The organism is Lacinutrix chionoecetis (genome assembly GCF_053604665.1).
Genome location: NZ_JBSHNQ010000065.1, coordinates 25,135 through 51,272, shown reverse-complemented (window position 1 = coordinate 51,272; position 26,138 = coordinate 25,135). Strand labels below are relative to the sequence as shown.

The 26,138-nt window shown below is 32.9% G+C and carries 29 protein-coding genes; 12 read left to right on the top strand and 17 right to left on the bottom strand.

The window, feature by feature from the left end:
• Positions 1-53: 53 nt before the first annotated feature.
• From recN to ACVC43_RS02705, 7 genes are all read right to left on the bottom strand, one after another.
• Positions 54-1,706 (bottom strand): DNA repair protein RecN, encoded by a 1,653-nt coding sequence (gene recN / locus ACVC43_RS02735; protein WP_452223033.1) that lies wholly within the window; start codon positions 1,704-1,706, stop codon positions 54-56.
• Between the two features lie 70 nt (positions 1,707-1,776).
• A complete protein-coding gene (gene porD / locus ACVC43_RS02730; protein ID WP_452223032.1) occupies positions 1,777-2,664 on the bottom strand; it encodes a type IX secretion system protein PorD in 888 nt (295 codons plus the stop codon).
• Positions 2,657-3,868, bottom strand: a complete 1,212-nt coding sequence (coaBC, locus tag ACVC43_RS02725; protein WP_452223031.1) for a bifunctional phosphopantothenoylcysteine decarboxylase/phosphopantothenate--cysteine ligase CoaBC — start codon at positions 3,866-3,868, stop codon at positions 2,657-2,659. Before coaBC ends, porD begins: the two co-directional genes overlap by 8 nt.
• A 6-nt stretch (positions 3,869-3,874) precedes the next feature.
• On the bottom strand, positions 3,875-4,204 hold the full coding sequence (locus tag ACVC43_RS02720) for a DNA-directed RNA polymerase subunit omega (protein ID WP_452223030.1): 330 nt from the start codon (positions 4,202-4,204) through the stop codon (positions 3,875-3,877).
• A 5-nt stretch (positions 4,205-4,209) separates the two neighbouring features.
• Positions 4,210-5,016, bottom strand: a complete 807-nt coding sequence (locus ACVC43_RS02715; RefSeq protein WP_452223029.1) for an outer membrane protein assembly factor BamD — start codon at positions 5,014-5,016, stop codon at positions 4,210-4,212.
• Between the two features lie 167 nt (positions 5,017-5,183).
• Positions 5,184-6,068: a 4-hydroxy-tetrahydrodipicolinate synthase gene (dapA, locus tag ACVC43_RS02710; RefSeq protein ID WP_452223028.1), complete on the bottom strand. Its 885-nt coding sequence runs from the start codon at positions 6,066-6,068 to the stop codon at positions 5,184-5,186.
• A 4-nt stretch (positions 6,069-6,072) separates the two neighbouring features.
• Positions 6,073-6,591: a DUF6913 domain-containing protein gene (locus ACVC43_RS02705; protein WP_452223027.1), complete on the bottom strand. Its 519-nt coding sequence runs from the start codon at positions 6,589-6,591 to the stop codon at positions 6,073-6,075.
• Positions 6,592-6,661: 70 nt separating this feature from the next.
• Between ACVC43_RS02705 and ACVC43_RS02700 the strand changes: the two genes are divergently transcribed.
• The 3 genes from ACVC43_RS02700 to ACVC43_RS02690 are packed head-to-tail and all read left to right on the top strand — an operon-like array spanning position 6,662 to position 9,011.
• A complete protein-coding gene (locus ACVC43_RS02700; protein WP_452223026.1) occupies positions 6,662-7,420 on the top strand; it encodes a 5'-nucleotidase C-terminal domain-containing protein in 759 nt (252 codons plus the stop codon).
• Positions 7,421-7,430: 10 nt separating this feature from the next.
• Positions 7,431-8,348: a bifunctional metallophosphatase/5'-nucleotidase gene (locus tag ACVC43_RS02695; RefSeq protein WP_452223025.1), complete on the top strand. Its 918-nt coding sequence runs from the start codon at positions 7,431-7,433 to the stop codon at positions 8,346-8,348.
• A gap of 45 nt (positions 8,349-8,393) precedes the next feature.
• Complete coding sequence (locus ACVC43_RS02690) at positions 8,394-9,011, top strand: MarC family protein (RefSeq protein WP_452223024.1); 618 nt, start codon at positions 8,394-8,396, stop codon at positions 9,009-9,011.
• Positions 9,012-9,047: 36 nt separating this feature from the next.
• Here ACVC43_RS02690 and ACVC43_RS02685 read toward each other — a convergent pair whose 3' ends face one another.
• From ACVC43_RS02685 to ACVC43_RS02655, 7 genes are all read right to left on the bottom strand, one after another.
• A complete protein-coding gene (locus ACVC43_RS02685) occupies positions 9,048-9,764 on the bottom strand; it encodes a hypothetical protein (RefSeq protein WP_452223023.1) in 717 nt (238 codons plus the stop codon).
• A gap of 121 nt (positions 9,765-9,885) precedes the next feature.
• Positions 9,886-10,596, bottom strand: coding sequence for a hypothetical protein (locus ACVC43_RS02680; RefSeq protein ID WP_452223022.1), 711 nt, complete (start codon positions 10,594-10,596; stop codon positions 9,886-9,888).
• 71 nt (positions 10,597-10,667) lie between these two features.
• The gene (ligA, locus tag ACVC43_RS02675; protein WP_452223021.1) at positions 10,668-12,659 is read right to left on the bottom strand and encodes an NAD-dependent DNA ligase LigA; all 1,992 of its coding nucleotides are present in this window, start codon (positions 12,657-12,659) and stop codon (positions 10,668-10,670) included.
• 18 nt (positions 12,660-12,677) lie between these two features.
• Entirely contained in the window at positions 12,678-14,141 is a 1,464-nt protein-coding gene (locus tag ACVC43_RS02670; protein ID WP_452223020.1) for a hypothetical protein, read from the bottom strand.
• Position 14,142: 1 nt separating this feature from the next.
• Positions 14,143-14,724, bottom strand: a complete 582-nt coding sequence (locus ACVC43_RS02665; protein WP_452223019.1) for an LOG family protein — start codon at positions 14,722-14,724, stop codon at positions 14,143-14,145.
• A complete protein-coding gene (gene prmC, locus ACVC43_RS02660; RefSeq protein WP_452223018.1) occupies positions 14,724-15,590 on the bottom strand; it encodes a peptide chain release factor N(5)-glutamine methyltransferase in 867 nt (288 codons plus the stop codon). Before prmC ends, ACVC43_RS02665 begins: the two co-directional genes overlap by 1 nt.
• A gap of 56 nt (positions 15,591-15,646) precedes the next feature.
• Complete coding sequence (locus ACVC43_RS02655; RefSeq protein WP_452223017.1) at positions 15,647-16,138, bottom strand: GNAT family N-acetyltransferase; 492 nt, start codon at positions 16,136-16,138, stop codon at positions 15,647-15,649.
• A gap of 74 nt (positions 16,139-16,212) precedes the next feature.
• Between ACVC43_RS02655 and ACVC43_RS02650 the strand changes: the two genes are divergently transcribed.
• From ACVC43_RS02650 to ACVC43_RS02630, 5 genes are read left to right on the top strand one after another with little or no spacing between them, the layout of a single operon-like run.
• On the top strand, positions 16,213-16,668 hold the full coding sequence (locus tag ACVC43_RS02650; protein ID WP_452223016.1) for an LEA type 2 family protein: 456 nt from the start codon (positions 16,213-16,215) through the stop codon (positions 16,666-16,668).
• 2 nt (positions 16,669-16,670) lie between these two features.
• Positions 16,671-17,657 (top strand): bifunctional diaminohydroxyphosphoribosylaminopyrimidine deaminase/5-amino-6-(5-phosphoribosylamino)uracil reductase RibD, encoded by a 987-nt coding sequence (ribD, locus tag ACVC43_RS02645; protein ID WP_452223015.1) that lies wholly within the window; start codon positions 16,671-16,673, stop codon positions 17,655-17,657.
• A gap of 29 nt (positions 17,658-17,686) precedes the next feature.
• Complete coding sequence (locus tag ACVC43_RS02640; protein WP_452223014.1) at positions 17,687-18,304, top strand: HAD-IA family hydrolase; 618 nt, start codon at positions 17,687-17,689, stop codon at positions 18,302-18,304.
• Between the two features lie 56 nt (positions 18,305-18,360).
• The gene (locus ACVC43_RS02635; RefSeq protein WP_452223013.1) at positions 18,361-19,164 is read left to right on the top strand and encodes an EamA/RhaT family transporter; all 804 of its coding nucleotides are present in this window, start codon (positions 18,361-18,363) and stop codon (positions 19,162-19,164) included.
• Complete coding sequence (locus tag ACVC43_RS02630) at positions 19,164-19,793, top strand: IMPACT family protein (RefSeq protein ID WP_452223012.1); 630 nt, start codon at positions 19,164-19,166, stop codon at positions 19,791-19,793. Before ACVC43_RS02635 ends, ACVC43_RS02630 begins: the two co-directional genes overlap by 1 nt.
• Here the strand turns inward: ACVC43_RS02630 and ACVC43_RS02625 are convergent.
• A complete protein-coding gene (locus ACVC43_RS02625) occupies positions 19,790-20,188 on the bottom strand; it encodes an acyl-CoA thioesterase (protein WP_452223011.1) in 399 nt (132 codons plus the stop codon). The two genes, ACVC43_RS02630 and ACVC43_RS02625, sit on opposite strands and share 4 nt — an antisense overlap.
• A gap of 192 nt (positions 20,189-20,380) precedes the next feature.
• On the opposite strand from ACVC43_RS02625, the gene dnaA reads away from it, so the two are divergent.
• From dnaA to ACVC43_RS02605, 4 genes are read left to right on the top strand one after another with little or no spacing between them, the layout of a single operon-like run.
• Complete coding sequence (dnaA, locus tag ACVC43_RS02620) at positions 20,381-21,808, top strand: chromosomal replication initiator protein DnaA (protein WP_452223010.1); 1,428 nt, start codon at positions 20,381-20,383, stop codon at positions 21,806-21,808.
• A gap of 13 nt (positions 21,809-21,821) precedes the next feature.
• The gene (locus ACVC43_RS02615) at positions 21,822-22,274 is read left to right on the top strand and encodes a low molecular weight protein-tyrosine-phosphatase (protein ID WP_452223009.1); all 453 of its coding nucleotides are present in this window, start codon (positions 21,822-21,824) and stop codon (positions 22,272-22,274) included.
• A 58-nt stretch (positions 22,275-22,332) separates the two neighbouring features.
• Positions 22,333-23,733, top strand: a complete 1,401-nt coding sequence (locus ACVC43_RS02610; RefSeq protein ID WP_452223008.1) for a PQQ-dependent sugar dehydrogenase — start codon at positions 22,333-22,335, stop codon at positions 23,731-23,733.
• Positions 23,734-24,450, top strand: coding sequence for an SAM-dependent methyltransferase (locus tag ACVC43_RS02605; RefSeq protein WP_452223007.1), 717 nt, complete (start codon positions 23,734-23,736; stop codon positions 24,448-24,450).
• A gap of 6 nt (positions 24,451-24,456) precedes the next feature.
• Here ACVC43_RS02605 and ACVC43_RS02600 read toward each other — a convergent pair whose 3' ends face one another.
• Entirely contained in the window at positions 24,457-25,122 is a 666-nt protein-coding gene (locus tag ACVC43_RS02600; RefSeq protein WP_452223006.1) for a peptidoglycan-binding protein LysM, read from the bottom strand.
• A gap of 109 nt (positions 25,123-25,231) precedes the next feature.
• Entirely contained in the window at positions 25,232-26,137 is a 906-nt protein-coding gene (locus ACVC43_RS02595; RefSeq protein WP_452223005.1) for a DUF2279 domain-containing protein, read from the bottom strand.
• Position 26,138 lies beyond the last annotated feature (1 nt).

Genomic DNA, 26,138 nt, shown 5'->3' with positions numbered 1-26,138 from the left:
TTAAATTGGTTTTCGTTGTTTCGTTTATTTGTTCTCTTTATCCAAAGATAGTATTAATTCAACAATTGTTTAGCATGTGCCAAGGCAGAGTTAGAAACCTCTAAACCGCCTAACATTTGTGCTATTTCCACTATACGCTCGTCGTGATTAAGTTTTACAAGATTAGTAGTTGTTACATTATTTACATCTTCTTTATACACTTTAAAATGTGTATGTCCTTTGGCTGCTATTTGTGGTAAATGCGTGATACTAAATACTTGCATCGTAGTGCTCATTCCAGCCATTATTTCTGCCATTTTATTTGAAATTTCACCAGACACTCCTGTGTCTATCTCATCGAACATAATAGTAGGTAGTTTTATGTATTGTGTAAGTATTGACTTTATTGCCAACATAATTCGAGATAACTCACCTCCAGAAGCAGCCTTTTTTAAAGGTTTAAAATCGCCTCCTTTGTTCGCTGAAAATAAAAAACTTAAATCCTCTTTACCGTTGCTATAATAATTTTGGGTAACCGTTAAATCGATTTTAAATTGTGCATTTAACATGCCTAATTGTGCCAAAATGACCTCCAGTTTTTTAGTTAACGACGGGATTGCTTTTGTTCTTTTATTATGAATTACTAACGCCAAAGCATCTAACTCCTCTGTTACTTTAGCGATTTTGGCTGTTGTTTTTTCAATTTCCGAATCTACATTTTCTGTAGCTAGCACTTTATCTGCTAATTCCTTTTCAATAGTATTTAGCTCTGTAATGGAGTTAACCACGTGTTTTTGATACAGATTGTGAATAATGGTTAACCTCCCGTTTACTTCTTCTAAACGGCTTGGGTCTGCTTCTAAATTTTCCTGAAAGGTTTCAAGTTCAGTAAACACGTCGTCTAACTCTATTAAGCTACTGTTGGTGCGATTGTACAGGTCTTGATAAGTTGATGAAATACCTGATAATTGTTTTAGTGTATTTTTTAATTCGGTTAAATTAGCCAAAACACCTATTTGCTCTTCGCTTAATAATTGATTTGAAGCTGTTAATTTTTCTTGAATGGCCTCAATATTATTTAGCATTTCGTATTCTTCTTCCAAATTTTCGAGTTCGCCCTCTTTTAAATTGGCCTGAGATAATTCATTTAATAAAAACGAATTATAATCGTGCTCTTTTATAGCTTCAGTTTGAAATTTCTTTAATTTTTCTAACGCCTTATTAAGCGTTTTGTATTCTAACCTTTTATCTGAATATTCTTGAAGTTCGCCTTGAGTGTTTGCCAATGCATCTATTACTTGAAACTGGAAAGCATCGTCTACCAACTGAAGCGTTTCGTGTTGCGAATGTATATCTATTAATTGCGCTCCTAATAGCTGTAAACTCGACAAATTAACTGGAGAATCGTTAACGAAAGCTCTCGATTTTCCGCTTGGCAAAATCTCTCTTCTAATAATTGTTTGTGGCTCGAAGTCTAAATCTTCGGCTTTAAAAAGATGTTCTAAATTGTAATTAGTGATATCGAAAACGGCTTCAATAATACACTTCTTTTCTTTATTACGCAGGCTTCCTAAATCGGCTCGTTTGCCTAAAATTAAAGATAATCCGCCTAATAAAATAGATTTTCCTGCGCCAGTTTCACCAGTAATAATGGTAAATCCGTTATTAAACCCAACTTGTAAATGGTCTATTAAAGCGTAGTTTTTAATGGATAGTGAAGTGAGCATGCTTTGTGTTATAAATTACAATTAGAAAGTTAAACTTTCTTTTTAAGAAAACCCAAGTAATAAGACCAATTTAGTACTTAATATTTCTCCATTTACTGGCATGAGTAGGTGCTACTCGGTTTAATAATTCTATAAGCGTAGTTACATCCACGTTTGGTCCAGCAGAGAAAATTTGTTCAATTTCTTCGGCTTTTGCATCAAAAAACACACGTGCAAGGTAAGAATTAGGTCTGTTTGCGTTCATTTTTCTAAAGAAAGCAAGTGCCAATGCAATTTCATTTTTAGCATCTCTACTATTCTCACTCATAGTGTCTAAACCTCTTCTGTGGTAGTTGTACATTACGGTTCTAAATTCGCTAAAAGTTGGAGAAAGAATGTTATCTATAAGTGCAAATCTACTTTGCAATCCATCTTCCAATTTCCAACCTCTATTATTTTCCTGTTGCGAAAAGTTTACAATGCGTTGTGCTTGTTTAAAATATGGGTCACCACCTTCTTTTGCAAACGATTCTGCATCTAAGCCTAATACCATATTAATATGAAATGCCAACACAGAAATAAGATTAGATTCGTATTGGTTTTCATTATATATTAAGGTTTGAAATTCTAAATATCGAAACGTAAAATCTTTATCGTTTATATTATAAATTGGTGTTGTATAGGTGGAGCCATAAACAGGTCTTGAAGATTGTACTTGAATAGCGGCATTGAAATTTTCTCCATTTTGTTCTGTAACATTAATTACTATGTTACAATCTATGCGCTCCTGAGTTTTAAACTTTCTATTTGTCCACTGCGTTTTATTAACGAACTCTGTTAACTGTGTCTCTAAGGTTTTAAAAATTTGAAGATTCTCGTTTCCAGTTAACTGCGCATTTACAACAACGTTGCAATTAAGCTCTTGAGCAAAGCCGAAACCAGTTATTAAAAACAGTAAAAATATAAGAAAATTACGCATTTATTTTTTGTGTTATAACGCTTAAAATATCTAAAGCAACTTCTGCTTTAGTCTTTAATTGATATGCGTTTATATTATTTTTATTATCGATAATAGTCACTTTATTGGTATTGGTTTTAAAACCTGCACCTTTATCATTTAACGAATTTAATACAATTAAGTCTAAATTCTTCTTTTTTAGTTTGCCTTTTGCGTGTTCAAGTTCATTATCCGTCTCTAAAGCAAAACCTACTAAAAGCTGACTTGTTTTTATAGCTCCCAAAGATGCCAAAATATCTTTGGTCTTTTCTAACTCTATGGTTAACGTTGTATCTTTCTTTTTTATTTTACTGTTTGATACTTCTTTTGGCTTATAGTCTGCAACTGCTGCAGAAAGTATGGCTACATTTACCGTTTTAAAATGATCGTGTGCTGCAGTATACATTTCCTGTGCACTTACTACCGGAATTACTTTAATTAAGTTGTGGTTAACTTTTTCATGCGTTGGCCCAGTAATTAATACCACTTCGGCTCCTAAGTTAGCTGATGCTTTTGCTATTTCAAATCCCATTTTACCACTAGAATGATTACCTATAAAACGTACTGGATCTATAGCTTCGTAGGTTGGACCTGCAGTGATGAGTATTTTTTTTCCTCGTAATGGTAGTTTTCCTAAAACATCAGCTTCAATAAAAGCGACAATGGCCTCTGGTTCTGCCAGACGACCTTGCCCAACCAAACCACTTGCCAGTTCTCCTGAGGTAGCAGGTATCATTATATTACCAAAACCTTCTAATGTTGCAAACGTGTTTTTAGTGGAAGGATGTTTATACATATCTAAATCCATGGCTGGAGCAAAATACACAGGACATTTGGCAGACAGATAAGTTGCTAATAATAAATTATCGCAAGTACCATTTGCCATTTTAGACAAGGTGTTTGCTGTTGCAGGAGCTATTAATAAATAGTCTGCCCAAAGCCCTAATTCGACGTGATTGTTCCATTGTGCATTTTCATCGTCTTCATTGTAAAATGAAGAGTGCACCGGATTTTTTGATAGTGTAGAAAGTGTAAGAGGAGTTACAAAGTCTTTAGAAGCAGGTGTCATAACGACTTTTACGTTAGCACCTGCTTTTATAAATTCTCTTACTAAAAATGCTGTTTTATAAGCGGCAATACCAGCACTAATGCCTAATAGTATATTTTTGCCACTTAAAATAGACATAGTATTTTAGTCTTGGTTATCTTCTTCTGTACTTCTATGGTAAACTTTACCATCTAACCATTCTTTTACAGCTAAAGCGTGCGGTTTAGGGAGTTTTTCGTAAAACTTAGAAACTTCAATTTGCTCTTTGTTTTCAAAAATTTCTTCTAATGAATCGTTGTAAGTTGCAAACTCTTCCAACTTTTCAATTAACTCTTTTTTAATTTCAGAGTTAATTTGCTCTGCTCTTTTAGCGATAATTGAAATCGCTTCGTAAATGTTTTCTGTAGGTGCATCAACTTTATTTCTATTGTAAGTTGTTGTACTTAAAGGAGCATCGATTTTTTTTAAATCCATAGTTGTTATATTAACTTTTTTGTATTGTAATCTTCTAACTGCTGTAAAGCATCATTATATTTTTCTGTTGCATCTTCAATAAATTCTGAATTTGCATAAGACTTTTTAAAGGCGTTATAATAATTTATTGCCGCTTCTAAACGTGCTTTCTTTTTGTATTCCACACTTTTTGATGCTAATTTATAAGCAGAATCAAATCTAATATACATCGCCTCTTCACGAAGTGATGAGCCTGGAAAATCAAGCACAAAATTATCTACAGCAGCAATAGATGCCTTAAAATCTGAAATTCTATTGTACTGTTTCGCTATTTCGAAAGCCTTTTTTTCTAATTTATAATCTAACTCTTTCACCAAGGCATTGACTTCGGTCGCATTATTAGATTCCGGATAAATATTAATATACTCTTGTAATTTTTCAAGAGCAGTTACCGTATCTTCCTGATCTTTTGAATATACAGGAGACAATTGATAGTAACTTTTTGCTGCTTTAAACAGTGCTTCTTCCTTTTTTGTACTTTTTGGATAAGCCGAAACAAAACGCTCAAAATGGTAACCAGCAATATAATATTGCTCCATTTGATAAGACGCATCTGCATTTAAAAACATCAATCTTTCGGCTTGTGGTTTCCCTCTGTATTGAGGAATTACTTGCTCGAACAATCTATTTGCCTTAGCATATTTTCCTGCATCATATAATTCTTCTCCAACTTTATATTTTTTAGCTATATCTTCAGATTTTAATGCTTTTTGATATTCGTTACAAGAGCTAAAAGTTAAAACTAATATGAGAATGTAAAAGATGTTTTTCATCTGTGATTTTTAATGTAAATTTTTATTTATTTGAGAATAAGAATCATACTCATTTCCTCTATTTTCAAACAAGATGCAAAAATACGCTATTAATATGGATTTTAAAAATATTATTTTGGCGCTAAAATAAGAGTTGAAACACAGCTATTACTTGCTTTAAGTAATATTTAACGCTCAAATGCTTTTAAAAAATCTTCTATCTTAAGTTTTAACTCATCCGTTGCAACTACTAATGGTAAACGCACAGTATCGTTACATAAATCTAAAGCTTGTAAAACAGCTTTAATTCCTGCCGGATTATTTTCAGAAAAGATAAGGCTTGTAATTTCCATTAATGCAAAGTGAATATCATAAGCTTTTTTAGCCTCTCCTGCTCTTCCTAAATCAATCATTTTAGAAAATGCTTTAGGTAATGCCTGGCCAATTACAGAAATCACACCATCTCCTCCAGCGAGAGCTACTGCTAACGCTAAATCGTCGTCTCCAGAAATGATACCAAAACCATCTGGCTTATCTTTTAACAACTGAAGGTATTGCGCCACATTGTTACCTGCTTCTTTTACGGCTACAATATTTTCAAAATCTTTACCTAATCTTATGGTGGTTTCAGGCAGCATATTAGAAGCGGTTCTTCCTGGTACATTATATAAAATAATTGGTACTGGAGAAACTTTTGAGATTGCTTTAAAATGCTGATAAATACCTTCCTGAGTAGGCTTACTGTAATATGGTGATACAGACAAAATACCTGCAAAAGCAGATAAATCTGTGTTTTGTATTTCTTCAATAACCTCAGCGGTATTGTTTCCACCAATACCTAAAACCAATGGCAGTTTGCCATTGTTGGCCTTACTAATGGTTTTAATTATGTCTTGCTTTTCTTGTTTTGTAATGGTTACACTTTCTCCTGTAGTACCACTAATAACAATATAATTGGTTCCGTTTTCTATATTAAATTTAACAATATTCGCTAACGCTTCATGGTCTACTTCGCCTTGAGTTGTAAATGGTGTAACTATAGCGATTCCTGTTCCTAAAAAAGGATTTTTCATTGTGTTATAATTTATTTAAAATATTAAGATATTTCTTTAATTCTGAAGTAAATGTTTTAAAATCATTCACTTCGGTTTTTATTATTAAGTCGTTAATACGTTCGTCTGCCTCCAGAATCCCTATTTTAAATTGTGCATTCGAAGCACTGGTAAATACTTTTAAAGCAATATCATCTGCTTTGTAATAGCTAATTAAAGCATGGTATTCGGTATTTAAGAACTGTTTTAATTCTTTATTTTTAATGACGCCTTTCCAGCCTAAATCTTTTAATGTATAGGTAGGATTAAAGACGGCTTCATCTTTTTTTACCTGCGCTTTAAAAGCAATTATATCTATATTTTCTTCTTTAACTGAAAGACTTTTTGCCAAAGTTTTAAAATCTGGAATACTTTTTAATTCTATAGTATTTACAATAACTCCTACCCGTTTAATTTTAGTATTAGATGCTGTGACAATTCTATTTTTTAACCGAGAATTGATATAGTTTTTATTAGATTTTTCTTTAAATCCTTTTAAAATCATTTATATTTAGACTTTGTACAAAAATAGCAAAACCTAACTTAATGTTTGCTTAAAATTTTAAGTATTACCTATGAAATATTATCACGTCCTTTCTTTAATAGTCTTGCTTTGCACAAGTGCTTGCAAACAGGAGCCAATGACGCTTTCTAAAATTGAAGGTAAACAAATTGGAATACATGACAGCCTTAAAGCTGACGTTAATTTTGAAAGCTTAATTGCACCTTACAGAGCGCGCTTAGAAGAAGACATGAATACAGTTTTATCTTATGCGCCAGAAACCTATTCTAAAGCTCATGGTGATTTTAATACTGCTATAGGTAATTTAATGGCAGATATTGTGTATTTGGAAGGCAACCCAATTTTTAATAAAAGAACAAATAAAAACATTGATGCCGTACTACTAAATCATGGCGGTATTCGCTCTATCATTTCTAAAGGAAATATTACAACAGAAACAGCCTTTCAAGTTATGCCTTTTGAAAATAGCATTGTAGTTGTAGCTTTAAAAGGACAACAAATAGATAGTATGATGCATTATTTAAGCGAAGCCAAAAAAGCACATCCTGTTCGTGGCATTACTTTAACCTTAGATAAAAATTATAAGATTTCTAAAGCGCTTATTAATGACAAACCTATTATAAAAGATAAACTCTATTATGTAGCTACTAACGATTATCTATACAATGGTGGTGATAGAATGCGTTTTTTTAAACCTAATGATTCTGTTTATTATTTAGACTATAAAATTAGAAATGCTATGATAGATTACTTTAAAAAAGTAGATACTATTAATCCGAAAATCGATAATCGTTTTACCCAAACCAAATAATACAAAAATAATGAAACGTAGAACTTTTATACAACAATCTTCTGCTGCAACTGCTTTAGTAACACTTGGTGGCTTTGGGTTTCAGGCTTGTAATGCCACACCAAAAACCAAACAAATTACCATCTTGCATACTAACGATGTGCATAGCCACATCGATCCTTTCGAACCAGATGCTGCTTATAATGCTAATCAAGGAGGAGTTGCCAGGCGTGCAACTTTAGTAGAAAACATTCGAAATGAAAACCCAAACACTCTGTTACTAGATGCAGGAGATATTTTTCAAGGCACGCCTTATTTTAATTACTATGGCGGCGAATTAGAATTTAAATTAATGTCTAAAATGAAATACGATGCAGCCACCATTGGTAACCACGATTTCGATAATGGCATCGATGGATTATATGCCCAGCTACCTCATGCCGATTTTAAATTTTTATCTGCCAATTACGATTTTAAAAATACCATAATGAATACTCATGTTAAGCCTTATCATGTGTTTGTTAAAGACGGTATTAAAATTGGCGTATTTGGTCTTGGTGTAAAATTAGATGGTTTGGTAGATAAAAAAATGTACAAAGAAACAGACTATCTGGACCCTATAGAAATTGCCACAGACATGTCGAGAATTCTAAAAAATGAAGAACATTGCGATCTTATTATTTGTCTCTCTCACTTAGGGTATTATTACGAAAACAAACCAGACAAAGTCTGCGATTTGTCTCTTGCAAAAGCAACTAAACACATAGACCTGATTATTGGAGGCCACACTCATACATTTTTGCCAAAACCAACGGTTGCACAAAATAAAGAAGGTAAAAATGTTTTAGTAAACCAAGTGGGATGCTACGGTATTAATTTAGGAAGAATAGACTTTTATTTTGATGCTGATAAAAATAAAACCGCCAATGGCACTTCTATAATTGTTTAACATTTAGCTTAAACCTAACGAGTTAAACCATAAAATTTAGAATGCATGTTATCTGAAATAATTACAAAAATTTTCTTTTTAATTGCCGTAATCGATCCGCTTGGTTCTGTTCCTGTATTTTTAGAAGCCACAAAACAATTAGACGACAAACACAAGAAAAAGGTAGCCATTAGAGCTTCTTTTATTGCATTTCTTATTCTGTTGTTTTTTATAGTAGTAGGTCAATTTATACTTGATGGTATGGATGTTACCTTAGATGCGTTTCAAATTTCGGGAGGTGTGATTTTGTTTTTATTTGCTTTAACCATGATTTTTGGGGAAGGTAAACCAGAGTCTGAAAAACATTTAATTAACGATTATAAGCATGTAACTATTTTTCCAGTTGCCATTCCTTCCATTGCTTCTCCAGGAGCAATAATGGCAGTCGTATTGTTAACAGATAATACTATCTACACTGTCGAACAGCAAGCCATTACAACAGGATTGGTTATTGTAGTTATTGCATTAACCATGTTAATATTACTTGGAGCAAGTTTAGTACAAAAAAGAATTGGAGAATACGGCATTACCGTAATTAGTAAAGTAATGGGTTTAATATTGGCAGCATATGCCGTTCAAAGTATATTAACTGGACTAAAAGATTTTTTTGTAGTATTAAAATAGTAAACTACAACTCAAGCAACCAGTGCTTTTCCCTAATTAAAACAACATCTTATAATAGGTATTCATTTTAGTCATGATATAAATATAAACCAGATAAAAACCAGCAATTAAAAGCATTGAGTATACCACATTTAAAATGTAACCAGAATTTACAAATAAATTAGCAACCTGTACCATTTCTGAAAAAACAATACATACACTTACTAAAAAGAGCATGAGTCCTCGTTTTGTATCGTGATATAAATAGTTAATTAAAGAAAAAGAAAGCACTAACAGAATGCAAACGTTATAAGTGCATTCTATTAAAAAATTTAAAGTATAAACCTCTAAAGTATCGTCTGCCAAAATCATTTGGTTCAATGCCAATATAAGGTATACATTAAACACGGTAAGTACTATTATAGGTAGTTTAAACTTCTTAATTAATATCCCTAAATTAATGCTCCTCGCTATGTAAATTAATAAATTTGCATAGCCGAAAACGTAGGCTATGTTAGTTATTTTAGACACTAAGTTATAGTCAAATTGCCAAAAAATCCTTGAAAACTCTGCTACAGCACAAGCAATTAAAAATACGGCAAAATTAGTACTCTTTCTATCAGATTCTACTAAATATAAATAAACGAATAAAGGAAAAACTAAGGCTCTCGAATAATTTGATAAGGTATGCAAATTAAACAATACACCAATTAAAAAGGAACAAGCAAGTGTAATTAACAAACCAGTAATAAACTGAAGCTTAGTAATTTTCATGATAGTAGATTTAGGGACTACAAGTATAATAAAAATTACCTTTTAATCGGTTAAAAGAATCATTTAATCGATGAAATGCATAATAAGTGCTTCTGAAAATTTCTAATTTAATTCTTCCTTTTTAATACAATAACGCTTTTTCACTACACTCTCTACTTTGAAATAAAATGAGTAAAATTCCTGAAAAATAGAATATTGTAGACAGGTAGCTTAGTTTAACGTCTGGATTAATATAGTAATAGGCTATTAAAATAAGTTCGGCCATGGCAAGACTTAAACAACCTAAAAATAGAATCAAGTATTTAGAGGTAGTATTCTGAATGTAATTTATAAAGGACAATGATACGAGTAAGAATAGGATAACGTTATATACCAGTTCCATAATTTGAGTTGTGACTAAAAAACGTTGTTCAAAATCGTCTGGTTTAACGATATTAACCAATACATAGACTAAATAAATGTTTAATAACAATAAAATAATTAAATCTACACTGTAGTTAAGGAATAATTTTTTTGGACTGATGGTTCTCAATACATAAGCTATTAAGAACGAAAAGGCTATAATATAAATAGTTGTGGTAATATAAAAACGATACGTTGATATTACATTAAAACCCAAGAAGTTAATAAAATCGCCTATTGCAAATAAAATTAAGAAAACGGCAAACCTTTTCGATATTGTTTTTGTGAATTTAAAATAAATTTTTACCAATAATGGCACCATAAGCAACTCGAAGGAAGTTGCAAAATTTTCGAAACCCAGCAAACTGATGCCAATAATTAATATTATAATTACGGCACCTGTTATAAGGTACATTTTTGGTTGAAGCATAGGTAGATTAGCGATATAATAGACTCCTAAATTAATAATTAAATTAGCGAATACAAAAGTAACTCACTGATTTAAAGCATATTTAAAAACTCAACCTCTGTAATTAACGGTATATTTAATTTTTCGGCCTTTTCTTTTTTACTTGGTCCCATTTTATCACCAGCGACTACAAAATCTGTTTTAGAGGAAATAGAGCTTACGTTTTTGCCGCCATTATCTTCAATTAATTTTTTAAGCTCTGATCTTGAGACCTGAGTAAACACACCAGAAACCACAAACGACTTACCTTCCAACTTATTGGTTTGGTTAGCCAATTTCTCAGCAGAAATCTCTAATTGCACACCAACCTTTTTTAAACGTTGGATGGTATTAATGTTTTCTTCCGAAGCAAAAAAAGCAACCACACTTTCTGCTATTTTAATTCCAATTTCATCAACGTTCTCTAAATCTTCGATTGACGCATTTGCTAATGCTTCTATACTTTTATAATGTTTTGCCAACTTTTTAGCGACGGTTTCACCAACAAACCGAATACCTATAGCAAACAGCACGCGCTCAAAAGGAATTTGCTTTGAAGCTTCAATGCCATTAATTAAATTATCTGCACTTTTTTCTGCCATACGTTCAAGTGGCAATACTTGACCTTTGGTAAGCGTATACAAATCGGCATAGTTAGTAATTAATCCTTCGTTTACCAACAACGCAACGGTTTCACCACCCAAACCTTCAATATCCATTGCTTTTCGGGAAATAAAATGCTGAATTCTCCCAACAATTTGCGGTTTACAGCCATTATAATTCGGGCAAAAATGTTTGGCCTCACCTTCTAAGCGCTCTAAAGGTGTTTGGCATTCGGGACAATGGGTAATGTATTGGGTTGGTTGCGAATCTATTGGTCTCTGCGATAAATCTACAGCTATAATTTTTGGGATAATTTCGCCTCCTTTTTCTACAAAAACTTCGTCATTTACTCTAATGTCAAGCTTTTCAATTTGGTCTGCGTTATGTAAAGAGGCGCGTTTTACAATGGTTCCAGCTAATTCTACTGGTTCTAAATTTGCTACAGGCGTAATGGCTCCAGTTCTTCCTACCTGGTAGGTTATCTCGTTTAATATAGTAGAAACCTGCTCTGCTTTAAATTTATATGCCATTGCCCAACGTGGCGCTTTGGCAGTGTATCCTAATTCTTCCTGCTGGTATAAGTTATTTACTTTTACAACCACGCCATCGGTTTCGTAAGGTAAGTTATGTCTGGCTTTATCCCAATGATTTATAAACTGAAAAACCTCATCTATGCTTTGGCACAGGCGTGCTTCGTTAGGCACTTTAAACCCCATCTTCTTAGCTTTTTCTAAACTTTCAAATTGCGTTTCAACACCTAAATTAGCACCTGTTAAGTTATATAGTAAGCACTCTAATGGCCGTTTGGCTACCTCTGCACTGTCTTGTAGTTTTAAACTTCCTGATGCTGTATTTCTTGGGTTTTTATAAGGCTCTTCGCCATTGGCAATGCGTTCTTCATTCATTTTTATAAAGCCATTAAAAGGCAATACAATTTCACCACGAATATCGAATTTTGCCGGATAATTGCCTTTAAGCTGCAATGGCACTGATTTTATGGTTTTTATATTTGCAGTGACCTCGTCTCCCTGAAAGCCATCGCCTCTGGTTACTGCACGAAGCAAGTTTCCGTTTTCGTAGGTTAAACTTATGGATGCACCATCGTATTTTAGCTCACAGGTATAGTTTACTTCTCCATCCACTAACTTTTTAATTCTAATTTCCCAATCCTGTAAATCTTCTAATGAATACGAGTTGTCAAGCGAATACATTCTATGCTCGTGTACAATGGTATTAAAGTTTTTGGTTACTTCTCCTCCAACGCGTAATGTTGGTGAATTAGCATCGTAAAACTCAGGGTGAGCCTCCTCCAATGCCTGTAATGCTTTTAACTTGATATCGAAATCGTAATCGCTAATTGTTGGATTATCGAGAATATAATAGTTGTAATTGTGTTCGCGAAGTTCCTGGCGAAGTTGTTGTATTTTATCCTGTGTAGTCATCTTAAAATTAAACCTCTATTATTTCATTTTTATTTTTAGATACTGAGGGCTTTTTACATCGCTCCCATTCCATATATTCTTATTTACAATCTCGATTGCAAATTCATCATTAACAATCCATTTTATTTCATTTTGATATGTTTTAAGCCAGTGTATAAAGTTAAAAGCATGACTTAAGGTGATTGAATTATCACTGTTAATATTATAAATTTCTATAAAAAATTGCTCGTCGTACACATTGTACACAAATGAAATAATTCTTTTTTTGTCTGGTGTTACGTGAGGGAATTCAGGAAAAATAGCTGTTTCTTTTCCACTTGTTCTATCAATAAAACTATAAAAGGCATCTTCGGCTTCTGGATAGACATGATACATAACATACTGATTTAGAAAATCGACATCACCATAATACTCATGAGTAGAATTACTGTAACCCACTTTGCTTTTGTAAACAACCACACTGTCTTTTACTGGCAGTGTAATATTATGGGTGCTATCCTTATTTTTTTCAATTTTTACTAATGCGTTTGCGGCTAACTGCTTATTATTTATACTTTTAATTGCATCAAAACGTGCTTTAGAAATTAACTCTAAATCTAAATAAGCCGACAAACATTCTATATTTGCTTCTTTTGTATTATGTCTGGTTTCGCTGGTGAGTTTAGACCCAACACAAATTTGATCTTCAAAGACCTTTACATCTTCAATATTGCCTAAGAAGCCTTCAAAAACATAACGTTTTCTTGTGGTATTACTCATGCCAACAACATCTTCCCATTGTATTATTGCCCAACGGCCTTTTATGGTTTTTCCTTCGTCTTCAATTTCAATAACATCATCTGTATAGCCTAAAATCTTGACAAAATCACCATTATTAAACTTACCATCTACAGTACCGTTTGCCTGCCTGATATTTAATCCGTTTCTTGAAATTACATACTTGTATTCAATTGGTTTTTCGTACCGTACATTATTATAATAGTCTGTAATTATAGTGTAGTAAGCATCGTCTGTATAGACATTAGGGTAGATTGTAAAAAAGTCGTTAAATACGATTATAGCCGAATAGTGAATTGGATCCTTACTAATTCTCGCCTTTGGTTTTAATCTGTCTATATAAGTAGTATCATTTACCTCTACAATACCAATAATACGTTTGCTTGTTGTGGTTATTTTATGTGTGGATTTTAAGGAATCTATAACTTTTGAAGTGTAGAATCCAAAATCTGAATCGACTTCATTAATCCCTTTTTCATCTTCTAATAATTTAAATTCTTCTACTGATGGTTTTGTAAAAATAATATGCTTTCCCGTTACAAATAAGGTGTCATGAGGCACAGAACTAAAATCGTAAGAGTTTGTAGACCACGTATATTCCACTTTTGTTTTTACAGGAGGCTCGATATGAGGTGTAACTTTTTCTGGTTGTTTTTTACAACCGAATAACAATAAAATTGTGATAATAGAAATAGCTTTTTTCATATTATAATCGTTCTTTATTTAACCATTTTGGTGCTGGTAATGGTATAAAATTATTCATTTTTTCTAATAAACCATCAATAGTGTGGTCTATAACAACTGCGTTTAAATTTTCCTGACTTAAAAACCCTTTAGCGACCATTGTTTTACACTGTTCAATTAAAGCATTATAATAACCGTTGGTATTTAAAATACCAATGGGTTTAGCGTGCAACCCTAATTGTCCCCAAGTGGTAATTTCAAAAAACTCATCCATAGTACCAAAACCTCCAGGAATGATAATAAAACCATCACTTTTCTCGTACATTTGTACTTTGCGATCATGCATATTATCTGTAACAATTAACTCGGTTAAAGCAATATTAACAATCTCCTTAGTTTTTAAAAAATTAGGAATGATGCCAATTACCCTTCCGTTATTTTCTAAAGTCCCGTTGGCAACCTCTCCCATAATACCTATTTTGGCAGCACCATAAACTAATATAATATTATGTTGTGCTAAAGTTTTACCTAAAGCATATGCTTCAGAAATTATTTTAATGTCGTTACCTTTACTTGACCCGCAAAATACTGCAATAGATTTCATTATTTACTTGCTTTTAACATTCTATCCTTACCGAATATATCCTTTATAATTTCTACATTTTTAAATCCGAAACTTTCTACTAACGTCTTTGTTTCTACACTTAAATACTCATTAATTTCAAAAAATAATTCGCCGTTTAAAGTTAAGCGCTCTTTGGCAAACTCTGTAATAGCCTTGTAGAATTGTAAAGGGTTATCATCGTCTACAAATAATGCTACATGTGGCTCATTATTTAATACATTATTTTGTATTTCAGCTTTTTCAAGGTTTCTAACATATGGCGGATTAGACACGATGATATTAAATTTTTGAGCGGGTAAAATGAGCGTTGATGCCTTACTATTTAATATATTGGCTTCCATAAAATGGATATTTACGTTATTTAAATCGGCATTTTGTTTTGCTACCTTTAAAGCTTCCGCAGAAATATCTATAGCATAAACCTTAGCGTTTTTTATTTTTTTTGCCAGCGAAACAGCAATACATCCAGATCCTGTACCTATATCTAAAATTGAATGTGTTTTAGCGTTCTCTTCTTTTAATTGCTTAATAACAAGCGTAACGAGTTCTTCGGTTTCTGGTCTTGGAATTAGCGTGTGTGTATTCACTTTAAAGGGTAAGCCATAAAATTCGGTTTCACCTAAAATATATTGAATGGGTATCTCATTTTTTAAATCTTCTAAAGCCTTAAAAATAGGCTCTTGCTCTGCTTTAGTAATCGACAAATTTCTATCTAAAGCACTTTGTAATCTTGAAATGTTATAAAACGCTTCTGTACACAGAAAGAAAAAACTGGACACTTCTTCTTTACCATAAATAGTGTCTAAGGTTTTATGAAATATATGCTCTAAATCTTTTAATAACACGTGATTTGTAATTGTCTGTTGTTAATCTTTTGTATAACTCTTATGTTGTTTTTGCACTATAAATCTCTTATCATCCACACACCACAATTATAATGGCCAGTTGCTCCTAATGGTGCTTTTAAATGTTTAAAATTATAAGATTCGTAAATGTGAATTGCTTCCTTTAATTCGGGAATGGTTTCCAAGTAACATTGCTGATAGCCTAAACTTTTAGCTTTTTCAAGACATTTTGCAAAAATTTTCTTTCCGTAACCTTTACCACGAACCCGTGAAGAAAAATACATTTTTTGTACTTCGCAAGTCTTGTCATCTGTCCCGCTTAAAGGTTTTAATCCACCTCCTCCCTCTACTTCGCCATCTACAGTAACTACATAATAAATTTCGTTTTCATTGCTGTAAGCCTCAAACATTTTAGGTGTCTCTTTATCTGCATACGCTGTACCAACCAATGGCAGATTATATTCTAAAAAAACCTCACGTATTACGGCTTCTATTTTAGCATTATCTTCTTGTTGTATTTCTCTTATTACAATATTATTTTTACTCACTATATTATACTATTTTTACGCCATATTTAGAGGTTGAAGATACACTAATACCGAACAAATTAAAAAAATTCAAGATGAAGAAACTCATAATCTTATCAACAATTATATTCGTGGTTTTTAGCTGTAACATTACTGATAAACCTGAGTTTTTAAGAGTTGAAAATATTGAAATTGAAGAATCTAACAGCGAATTTATTGTCTTAACCGCAGATGCTTTTTTTAATAACCCTAACACTATTGGTGGAAAACTTGAAACTGAAGGCATAAAAGTAGTAATAAACGACATCGAAGTAGGTACAGTAACCTCTAAAACTTTCGATGTGCCTGCAAAAAAAGAATTCTCAATCCCATTAAAAGCAAACATCCCTGCTAATAAGCTTTTAAATTTAAACAACTTAAGTGGCATCTTAAATAGTGTACTAAACAAAGGCGTGCAAGTGCATTATAAAGGAGATATTAAATACAAAGTGTTTGGGTTCTCCCATAAATATACCGTAGATGAAATACAAGATGTAAAAATTAAAATCTAAGGTTGAGTGTACACGAAACATACATGGCACGTGCAATACAAATTGCAAAAAATGGTTTAGGCATAACGCGACCTAACCCTATGGTTGGTGCTGTAATTGTATATAAAAATAAAATTATTGGAGAAGGTTTTACCAGCAAATATGGAGGTAGCCATGCCGAAGTAAATGCTATACATGCCGTAAAAAACAAGGCGTTATTAAGAGAAAGCACCCTGTATGTAACACTCGAACCGTGTTCGCATTACGGCAAAACACCTCCATGCAGCGATTTAATTATTAAGCATCACATCCAACACGTTGTTATTGGTTGCGTGGACGATAATCCTCAAGTTGCAGGTAAGGGAATAAAAAAACTCATTAGCGTAGGTTGTAAAGTAAACGTTGGTGTTTTAGAAGACGCATGTAAAGCGCACCATAAACGCTTTTTTACGTTTCACAATAAAAAAAGACCCTATATTATCTTAAAGTGGGCAGAAACTAATAATGGTTTTATTGCTCCAAAAACCAAAAACGAAAATAAGCCCGTTTGGATTACGAATGTACTATCTCGACAGTTAGTCCACAAATGGAGGGCTGAAGAGCAAGCCATTTTGGTAGGTACAAACACCGTGATTAAAGACAACCCAAGTTTAACTGTTAGAGATTGGACTGGAGCAAACCCAACACGTGTTGTTTTAGACAGAAACAAATTACTATCGAAAGCATATGCCGTTTTTAATAATGCCGTAGAAACGCTAACCTTCACCCAACACACCGTTAAAGAGCTTTGCGACCATTTATACAAGCAAAACATTAATTCTATAATTATTGAAGGTGGCGCAAAAACGCTTCAGCTTTTTATAGATGAAAATCTTTGGGATGAAGCCAGAGTATTTAAAGGGAATACTGAGTTTAAAGAAGGGCTAAAAGCACCTCGGCTTTCTGGGCAACTTATTTTTAAAGCACAATTAGCAGAAGACACTTTGCGAATTTATAAAAACAAACTATAACTGCCGTATTGAATTGTGCAGCACAAACGATGACAAAAATAAAAACTATAATATTCGATTTTGGCGACGTATTTATCAACTTAGATAAAGAAGGCGCGATGGCAAACGCATTAGAGCTTTTTGAAATGGAAACACTTTCTGAAGAACTTATAGCCATTAACACGCTTTACGAACAAGGCTTACTTTCTACCAACGAGTTTATAGAATTTTACAGCGATAACTTTCCAAAACTTTCAAAAAAAGAAATTATTGAAGCTTGGAATTATATTATTTGCGACTTCCCCTCTAAAAGATTGGACTTTATCACCCAGTTAGCAAAAGAAAAAAAATACGAATTAATACTATTGAGTAATACTAACGAGCTTCATATAAATTGTATTAAAGAACATATTCCTTTTTACGAAGATTTTAAAGCAGCATTTAACACGTTCTATTTATCTCATGAAATCATGTTAAGAAAACCAAATGAAGATATTTTTAAATTTGTTTTAAATGAAAATAATTTAAAAGCTGAAGAATGTCTTTTTATAGATGATACTAAAGAAAATACAGATACTGCTGCTAAACTTGGTTTTCACGTATGGAATAACAATCCTAAATCTGAAGATGTTATCGATTTATTCACAATTAAAAGTGACCTGTTTTGATTTATCTTTTGCTTAGCATCCTTGCTTCTACTTTCGTCTTTATTATTTTTAAACTTTTGGCTAAATACAAGATTAACACCTTACAATCCATTATTGTAAATTATTTTGTTGCCTTTGCCATGGGTATATTAACCACTACAGAAACCTCAACAGTAAATGAGGTGATTGATACCAAGTGGTTCTATGGTGCGGTTTTTTTAGGCTTTATGTTTATCTCAATATTTAACGTATTAGCCCTAACTGCGCAACGTAGTGGGCTTTCGGTTGCTTCGGTAGCCAGTAAAATGAGTGTGGTAATCCCAATTACTTTTGGCTTATATGCCTATAACGAAAGTTTAAGTTTTCAAAAATGTGTTGGTATTTTATTGGCATTAGTTGCGGTGTATTTAACTTCGGTGAAAGCAAAGAGCAGCAAAGTAAAACTTAAACATTTATGGCTTCCTATTGTTTTGTTTTTTGGTTCTGGGATTATAGATACGACTATTAAATATCTTGAAACTTCTTATGTTGCTAAAGATGGAATCCCGCTGTTTTCGGCAACTATATTTGCTGTCGCTGGTAGCATTGGTGTTATTATACTTGCTGTAAAAGCCATAAAAGGAACACTAACAATAGATTACAGAAGTATCTTTGGAGGTATTATTTTAGGCGTGGCTAACTACTATTCTATTTATATGTTACTAAAAGCATTACAGATTGAAAACTTTGAAAGTTCGAGTATATTCACCGTAAACAATGTCGCCATTGTAATGCTCTCTACAGTAATAGGATTGGCGTTCTTTAAAGAAAAACTAAGTATTAAAAACTGGTCTGGAATCTTGATGGCGATAATTTCTATTGCATTAGTAACTTTGTCGTAATGGAAGATTTTAATAATAGTGATACTTATAAAACAATTTTAAAGCCTTCTAACGAAGTTCTTTTTAAAGACAAAAACTCGAAGTTTTACAGTTATGCTTATCCTATAACAAATGAGGATGATGTTAAAATTTATCTCGATGGACTAAAGGAGCAACACAACAAAGCAGGACATTTTTGCTATGCCTATCAAATTGGCAACGATGAAAACACACTAAATTATAGAACAAATGATGATGGCGAGCCTAATAACAGTGCAGGTATGCCAATTTATGGACAAATACAGTCTTTCGAGGTAACCAATGTATTAATAGTTGTTGTTCGCTATTTTGGAGGTGTGAAATTAGGTGTTGGTGGCTTAATTAATGCTTACAAAACAGGAGCGCAACTTGCTTTAGAAGCCTCAAAAATTGTAAAACGCACGATTAATGTAAATTTTGTTATCAAGTTTGAGTATGAGTTAATGAATAAAGTAATGCGTGTAATTAAAGAAAAAAACTTAAACATCACCAATCAGAAATTGGAACTGGATTGTGAAATTACTATTTCGGTTAGAAAAAATGATGCTGAAGCTATTTTAGAAATTTTCGAATCCATTTATAAAGTACAGATTAAAAAAATTACCCATTAATTATTTAATGCCTCTAAAAAATATTTTGGTGGTCTTGTTGGTCTGTTTGTGTTTAAATTTACAAACACTAAAACCACATTTGCAGTTGATAGAATTTGACCCAAATCATTCAATATTTCATACTCAAATTCCACACTTGCAGAAGGTGATTTTTTAAGTGAAGTTTTTACCGTAATTACATCATCATATTGTATAGGTTTCTTATATTTTACACTTAGTGACACGACAGGAAGCCCTAACCCACTTGCCTCCATTTTTTTGTAAGAAATCCCTAATTTTCTTAACCATTCAATACGTGCTATTTCCAGATATAATGCATAGTTTCCGTGATGAACTACACCCATTTGATCTGTTTCTGCATAACGCACTCTTATATCTATTTTATCGGTTTTCATATTCGATTTCTAAATTATTTTTCGTAGTTTCGTTCAAGCTATCAGTATGAGAAAAAAAAACTAAATATTCAATAGCAAATCATTTTTTTTTTAAGTTTTTTGTTCACATATTTGCCATGCTATAATACAGATCGTTGATGTTCCATTTTTATGTCTGTAAATAACTAACTTAAAAAACACTTAAATTTAACAATGAGTATAACTGCGCAATCGGTCTGGAATAACTGTCTTAATTTTATACAAGATAATATCCAACCTCAAGCATATAAAACTTGGTTCGAACCAATAGTCGCGGTGAAGCTTACAGACAACGCTTTAAGTGTTCAAGTACCTAGTAAATTCTTTTACGAATGGCTTGAAGAACATTATGTTAAAATTTTAAAAGTAGCACTTACCAAAGAATTAGGAGAAACTGCCAAACTGGTTTACATTATTAAGATGGAAAACACTTATGGCAACAAGCAACCTTTTACCGAAAAAATACCGAGTGCTAATCGCTCTGGTGTTAAGGCTCAAGATGTCGATGTGCCTTTAAAGAATAAAGATAGAGAATTACGTAATCCGTTTGTTATTCCAGGTATTCGTAATGTAAAAATTGAATCGCAACTTAATCCAAACTATAATTTCGATAACTTTTTAGAAGGCGATTCTAACCGTTTGGCACGTAGTGCTGGCTTAGCTGTTTCAGCAAAACCTGGTGGAACTTCTTTTAATCCGTTATTAATATTTGGAGGTGTAGGATTAGGCAAAACACATTTAGCCCATGCCATTGGTGTGGATATTAAGGACAAGTATCCTGAAAAAACAGTTTTGTATATCTCTGCTGAAAAATTTACCCAACAATATATAGACTCGGTAAAGAAAAATAACAGAAACGATTTTATACATTTTTATCAACTAATCGATGTATTGGTTATTGATGATGTACAATTTCTTTCAGGAAAATCTGGAACTCAGGATGTTTTCTTCCACATCTTTAACCATTTACACCAGAACGGAAAGCAGGTTATTTTAACCAGTGACAAGGCTCCTGTAGACATGCAGGATATAGAGCAGCGTTTGTTGTCGCGTTTTAAATGGGGATTAAGTGCAGAATTACAAACACCAGATTTTGAAACCAGAGTTTCAATCCTTAAAAATAAACTGTATCGTGATGGTGTAGAAATGCCGGATGACATTATTGAATATGTTGCTAAGAATATTAAAACTAATATTAGAGAGTTAGAAGGCGCTATTATCTCTTTAATTGCTCAATCTTCATTTAATAAAAAAGAAATAAATATCGAATTAGCAAAACAGGTTGTCGAAAAGTTTGTAAAGAATACAAAACGCGAAGTATCTATAGATTACATACAGAAAGTTGTTTCAGACTATTTTCAAATGGATGTAGATACTCTTCAGTCTAAAACCAGAAAAAGACATATTGTACAAGCAAGGCAATTAGCTATGTTTTTTGCTAAAAAATTCACTAAAGCGTCGTTAGCAAGTATTGGTTCTCAAATTGGTAAGCGTGATCACGCTACGGTATTACACGCCTGTAAAACGGTAGATAATCTATCTTCTACAGATAAGCAATTTAGAAAGTATGTTGAGGACTTAACAAAAAAGCTTTCAGTTTAAAAAATCCTTTATTATGGTTAGAATACTAATGGTTTGCCTCGGAAACATCTGTCGCTCACCACTAGCTCATGCTATTTTAGCTTCAAAATTAGACGCTGAACATTTTGAAGTAGATTCTGCCGCAACAAGTAATTATCATATTGGTGATTTACCAGACAAACGCTCTATTGCTGTTGCCAGAAAAAACGGATTAGACATAACCAGTCAACGCGGAAGACAATTTAAAGTTGACGATTTCGAAACATACGATTATATCTATGTTATGGATAAATCTAACTTCGAAAACGTAGTAAAAATGGCACGTAATGTCGATGATATTTCTAAAGTTAAATTAATTTTAAACGAAAGTCATCCCAACAAAGACCTGGAAGTTCCAGATCCTTATTATGGAGGCGATGCTGGTTTTGACAAGGTGTATGCTATGCTTGATGAGGCTTGCAACTCTATAGCCAAAAAACTAAATTAGTGATTGAGCACGTATATTAGTTATCTGTTTATTAATTTTATTAAAATTTGATACTACTATGAAACATCTTTACACTACACTTCTTTTTTTCTTTATAAGCCTATTAATTACTGCTCAAACGGTTGAGTTAACTGCTTTTGGACCTTCTTTTAATAATCCGGTAGAAATGGTTAATGCCGGAGACAGCAGGCTTTTTGTTGTTGAAAAAGCAGGAGTAATTAAAATATTAAATTCAGACGGCACAGTAAACTCTACACCATTTTTAGACATTAGTTCTTTAGTTGGTTCTGGTGGAGAACGTGGATTATTAGGTCTTGCATTCCCTCCAGATTATACAACAACTGGTCGCTTTTATGTAAACTATACAGATGACTCCAGTACACAAACGCCAAACACTATTGTAGCGCGTTATACGGTGAGTGCAAACCCAGACGTTGCAAATACAACCGGAACTACACTTTTAACCATACCACAACCCTATAGCAATCACAATGGTGGGAAATTAACTTTTAGTCCTAATGATGGCTATTTATACATCGCTTTGGGAGATGGAGGTTCTGGTGGAGATCCACAAAACTTAGCACAGAACTTAAATACCCTTTTAGGAAAATTATTGCGAATAGATGTTAGCGGTTCTGCCTATACGAATCCTAGCGATAATCCATACATTACAGGAGGAGGTTTGCCAGAAATCTATGCTTATGGCTTAAGAAACCCTTGGAAAACTTCGTTCGACAAAACTACTGGCGACTTATGGATTGCAGATGTTGGGCAAAGTTCTTACGAAGAAATAAACCGCGTTTCAGGCTCTGGAAATCCAGGAGATAATTATGGTTGGAAATGTTATGAAGGTGCACACCCATTCGACACTACTGGCTGTCCGCCAATAAGTGCGACAGTTCAGCCAGTGAGTGAATATGTTTATGGAAATAATGGTTCGGTTTTTAGATGTTCTATAACAGGTGGTTATGTTTATAGAGGCAACCAATATCCAAGTTTTGCTGGTAAATACTTTTTTGCAGATTACTGTAGCGGAGAAATTGGAATTTTAACTGGTAGCGGAAACAATTGGACTATGAGTATGAATCTGGCAAACATAAACTCATCTTGGGTTAGTTTTGGAGAAGATAATAATGGTGAACTATACATTATTAGCCAAAATGGAAGTATTTACAAATTAACCGATCCGCTTTTAAGTGTAGATGAAGACTCCTTAAATAGTTTTAGCCTCTTCCCAAACCCTGCAAAAGATAATGTGACTCTAAAATTTGCTACAGATGATAGTTTTATAGAATCTATTGAAATTACCAATATTCAGGGTCAAATAGTAAAAAAAATAGCACCTGAAACTTCTGAAACATTAACAATTTCAACCGAAACCTTTTCTAATGGCATATATTTAGTAAAAATTAATACATTTACTGGACAACAATTAGTCAAGAAATTAGTAATTTATTAAATGAATAACACTTACGGTATACTATATCTTATCCCAACCACTTTAGGCGATACCGAACCATTAAATGTTTTGCCATTAACTGTAAAAAAAATTATAGAGCAGGTAGATATTTATATTGTTGAAAACGAAAAAACCGCAAGACGCGATATTAAAAAAATATCACCAGGTAAAAAACAGTCTAATTTAACACTGTTTCCTTTAAATAAGTTTACAGATGCAAGCGAATTACCAAGCTATCTTGAACCCTGTTTAAAAGGTTTAAATGTTGGATTAATTTCTGAAGCAGGCTGTCCAGGCGTTGCAGATCCTGGAGCAGAGGTTGTAAAGTTAGCCCATCTTCAAAATATTAAAGTCGTTCCACTAGTTGGACCTTCATCAATTTTATTAGCAATAATGGGCAGCGGAATGAATGGGCAAAGCTTTGCTTTTAATGGTTATTTACCTATAGATAAACATGAGCGCAAACAAGAAATTAAACGCTTAGAACGCTTGTCTTTCGAGCAAAACCAATCGCAATTATTTATAGAGACACCTTATAGAAATAATAAATTTTTAGAAGATTTATGTAATATATTAAATGGTAACACAGACATTTGCGTAGCTTGTGATATTACTTTATCCACGGAATACATAAAAACAATGTCTGCAAACGATTGGAAAAAAAATAACGTTGACCTTCATAAAAGACCAACGTTATTTATTATTCATAAAACTTAGTGTTTTCTATGCTTTCATAGAAACTTTTGCTTTCTGGTTAGGTACAATTTTAGACGTATCGTAACCCTGAAATCGTTTCATATAATATTTAATAGAAGTACCATAGGCATCTTCAAAACCATTTGCACCATAGCTTCTTAAGTATTTTTTTACGCCTCCAGGACCTGCTAAATGCGCAGCAGCAAGAATACCAGACTCGGTAACCAAAATACCATTAATTCGTTTACCACTAAAACGTGCTATATCTTTTCTTAACACCCATTTGTTACGTTGCGCATTTGCAACAAAGGCTTTCTCTTGCAATTCTGGTGTGTTTAAAAAATGTGTAGTATCATGAATACCAATCATTTTTAAAGTACTCCTCCCAAATTGATACTTACCTAAATAGCCTAAGGTATTTACTCTAAAATAGTTATTTTGAGACTCTTTAAACCCCAATTCCTCTTTGAACCCTGTAAAAGATTTTCCTAAAAGTGGTGTAAATAAATTTGCATCTTTATGAGCCGAAACCATGCTTGGCTTACCTAAATTATTTACATCTTGAAGTTCAACAGTGTTATCGCTAACTAAAGCGAAATCTTTATTGTTAGTGTTAACCGAAAGCGATACTATAACTAAAATACATATTGTAAGCGCTAATGAAACTAACTTTGCAATACTTTTTTTATTCATAATCATTAGATTTTTTAAAGCAGCTAATTAACAATAAGCATGCCTAAAATTTCGAGGCGCAAATATACAACATTTTTTTTAATCCTGTAAATCAATCGATTAACTGCTTTTAAAAGTAGACAGCGTGGAACTTTATGCCGTTTTTACCGTTGAATTCCACGGTTGGAAATGGCACTTTTAAAGTGTTAAAAACGCTGAAAACTGATTTTAACAGCCCAGAATTTGTTTTAATCCTGGTCAAATCTACATCTAAACTTAAATAGTATTGACGCTGTCTGTTTTGTTTTATCAACGCGTTATTAACAATAAGTGTCTCATTTCCAGATAACATGCCTTCTCCTCCATACCCAAAAGCCACATTTAGCCATCTTGGCATGTTACTGTTTTTAAAAAAGGAATAGATATTGGCAGAGAGCCAATAGGTTTGCCCATTGTAGTCTTTTAAAGCTTCTTCTAGTATACCGTTACCTAATTTATCTGGTCTTTGTGGTGCATAATTGGTGCGATGAAATGAGTATTTCATTACAATACGCTGTTCTTCCCAAAATAGTTCTTGCCCAATATATAAACCTGCTCCAGCTGTATTAGCAGTGAAATCTCCCCAACTAAAACCCCATTCTTGAGAAAAACCATCCATTAGTTCTACAGCAGTTAAAAATGAAAAGCCCAGGGTAGCGCCATATATAAGTTGGTCTTTTTTACGCACACCACTCCATCTTAAAGTCTGCGCTCCAAATCTTCCTAATTGATACGCAGAAAAAGTGTGACCAAGCTTATCTATTTGAAGCCATTCGTTATTATCATTTGTAGTATGGAATTTTGAACGCTCATAATCCGCATACCAAAGCTGATTTAAACCTATAAGCGTTAGACCACCAATTGTAGCTTCAGAAATTACTACAGCATTTCTTCTTTTTTTATTTAAAGTATCGCTTGGCTTAAAGAAATCCGTGCTCTGTGAAAAGACAGAAACACTATTAAATGTAATTAGTAAAAAAAGTAAAGCGTATCTCAAT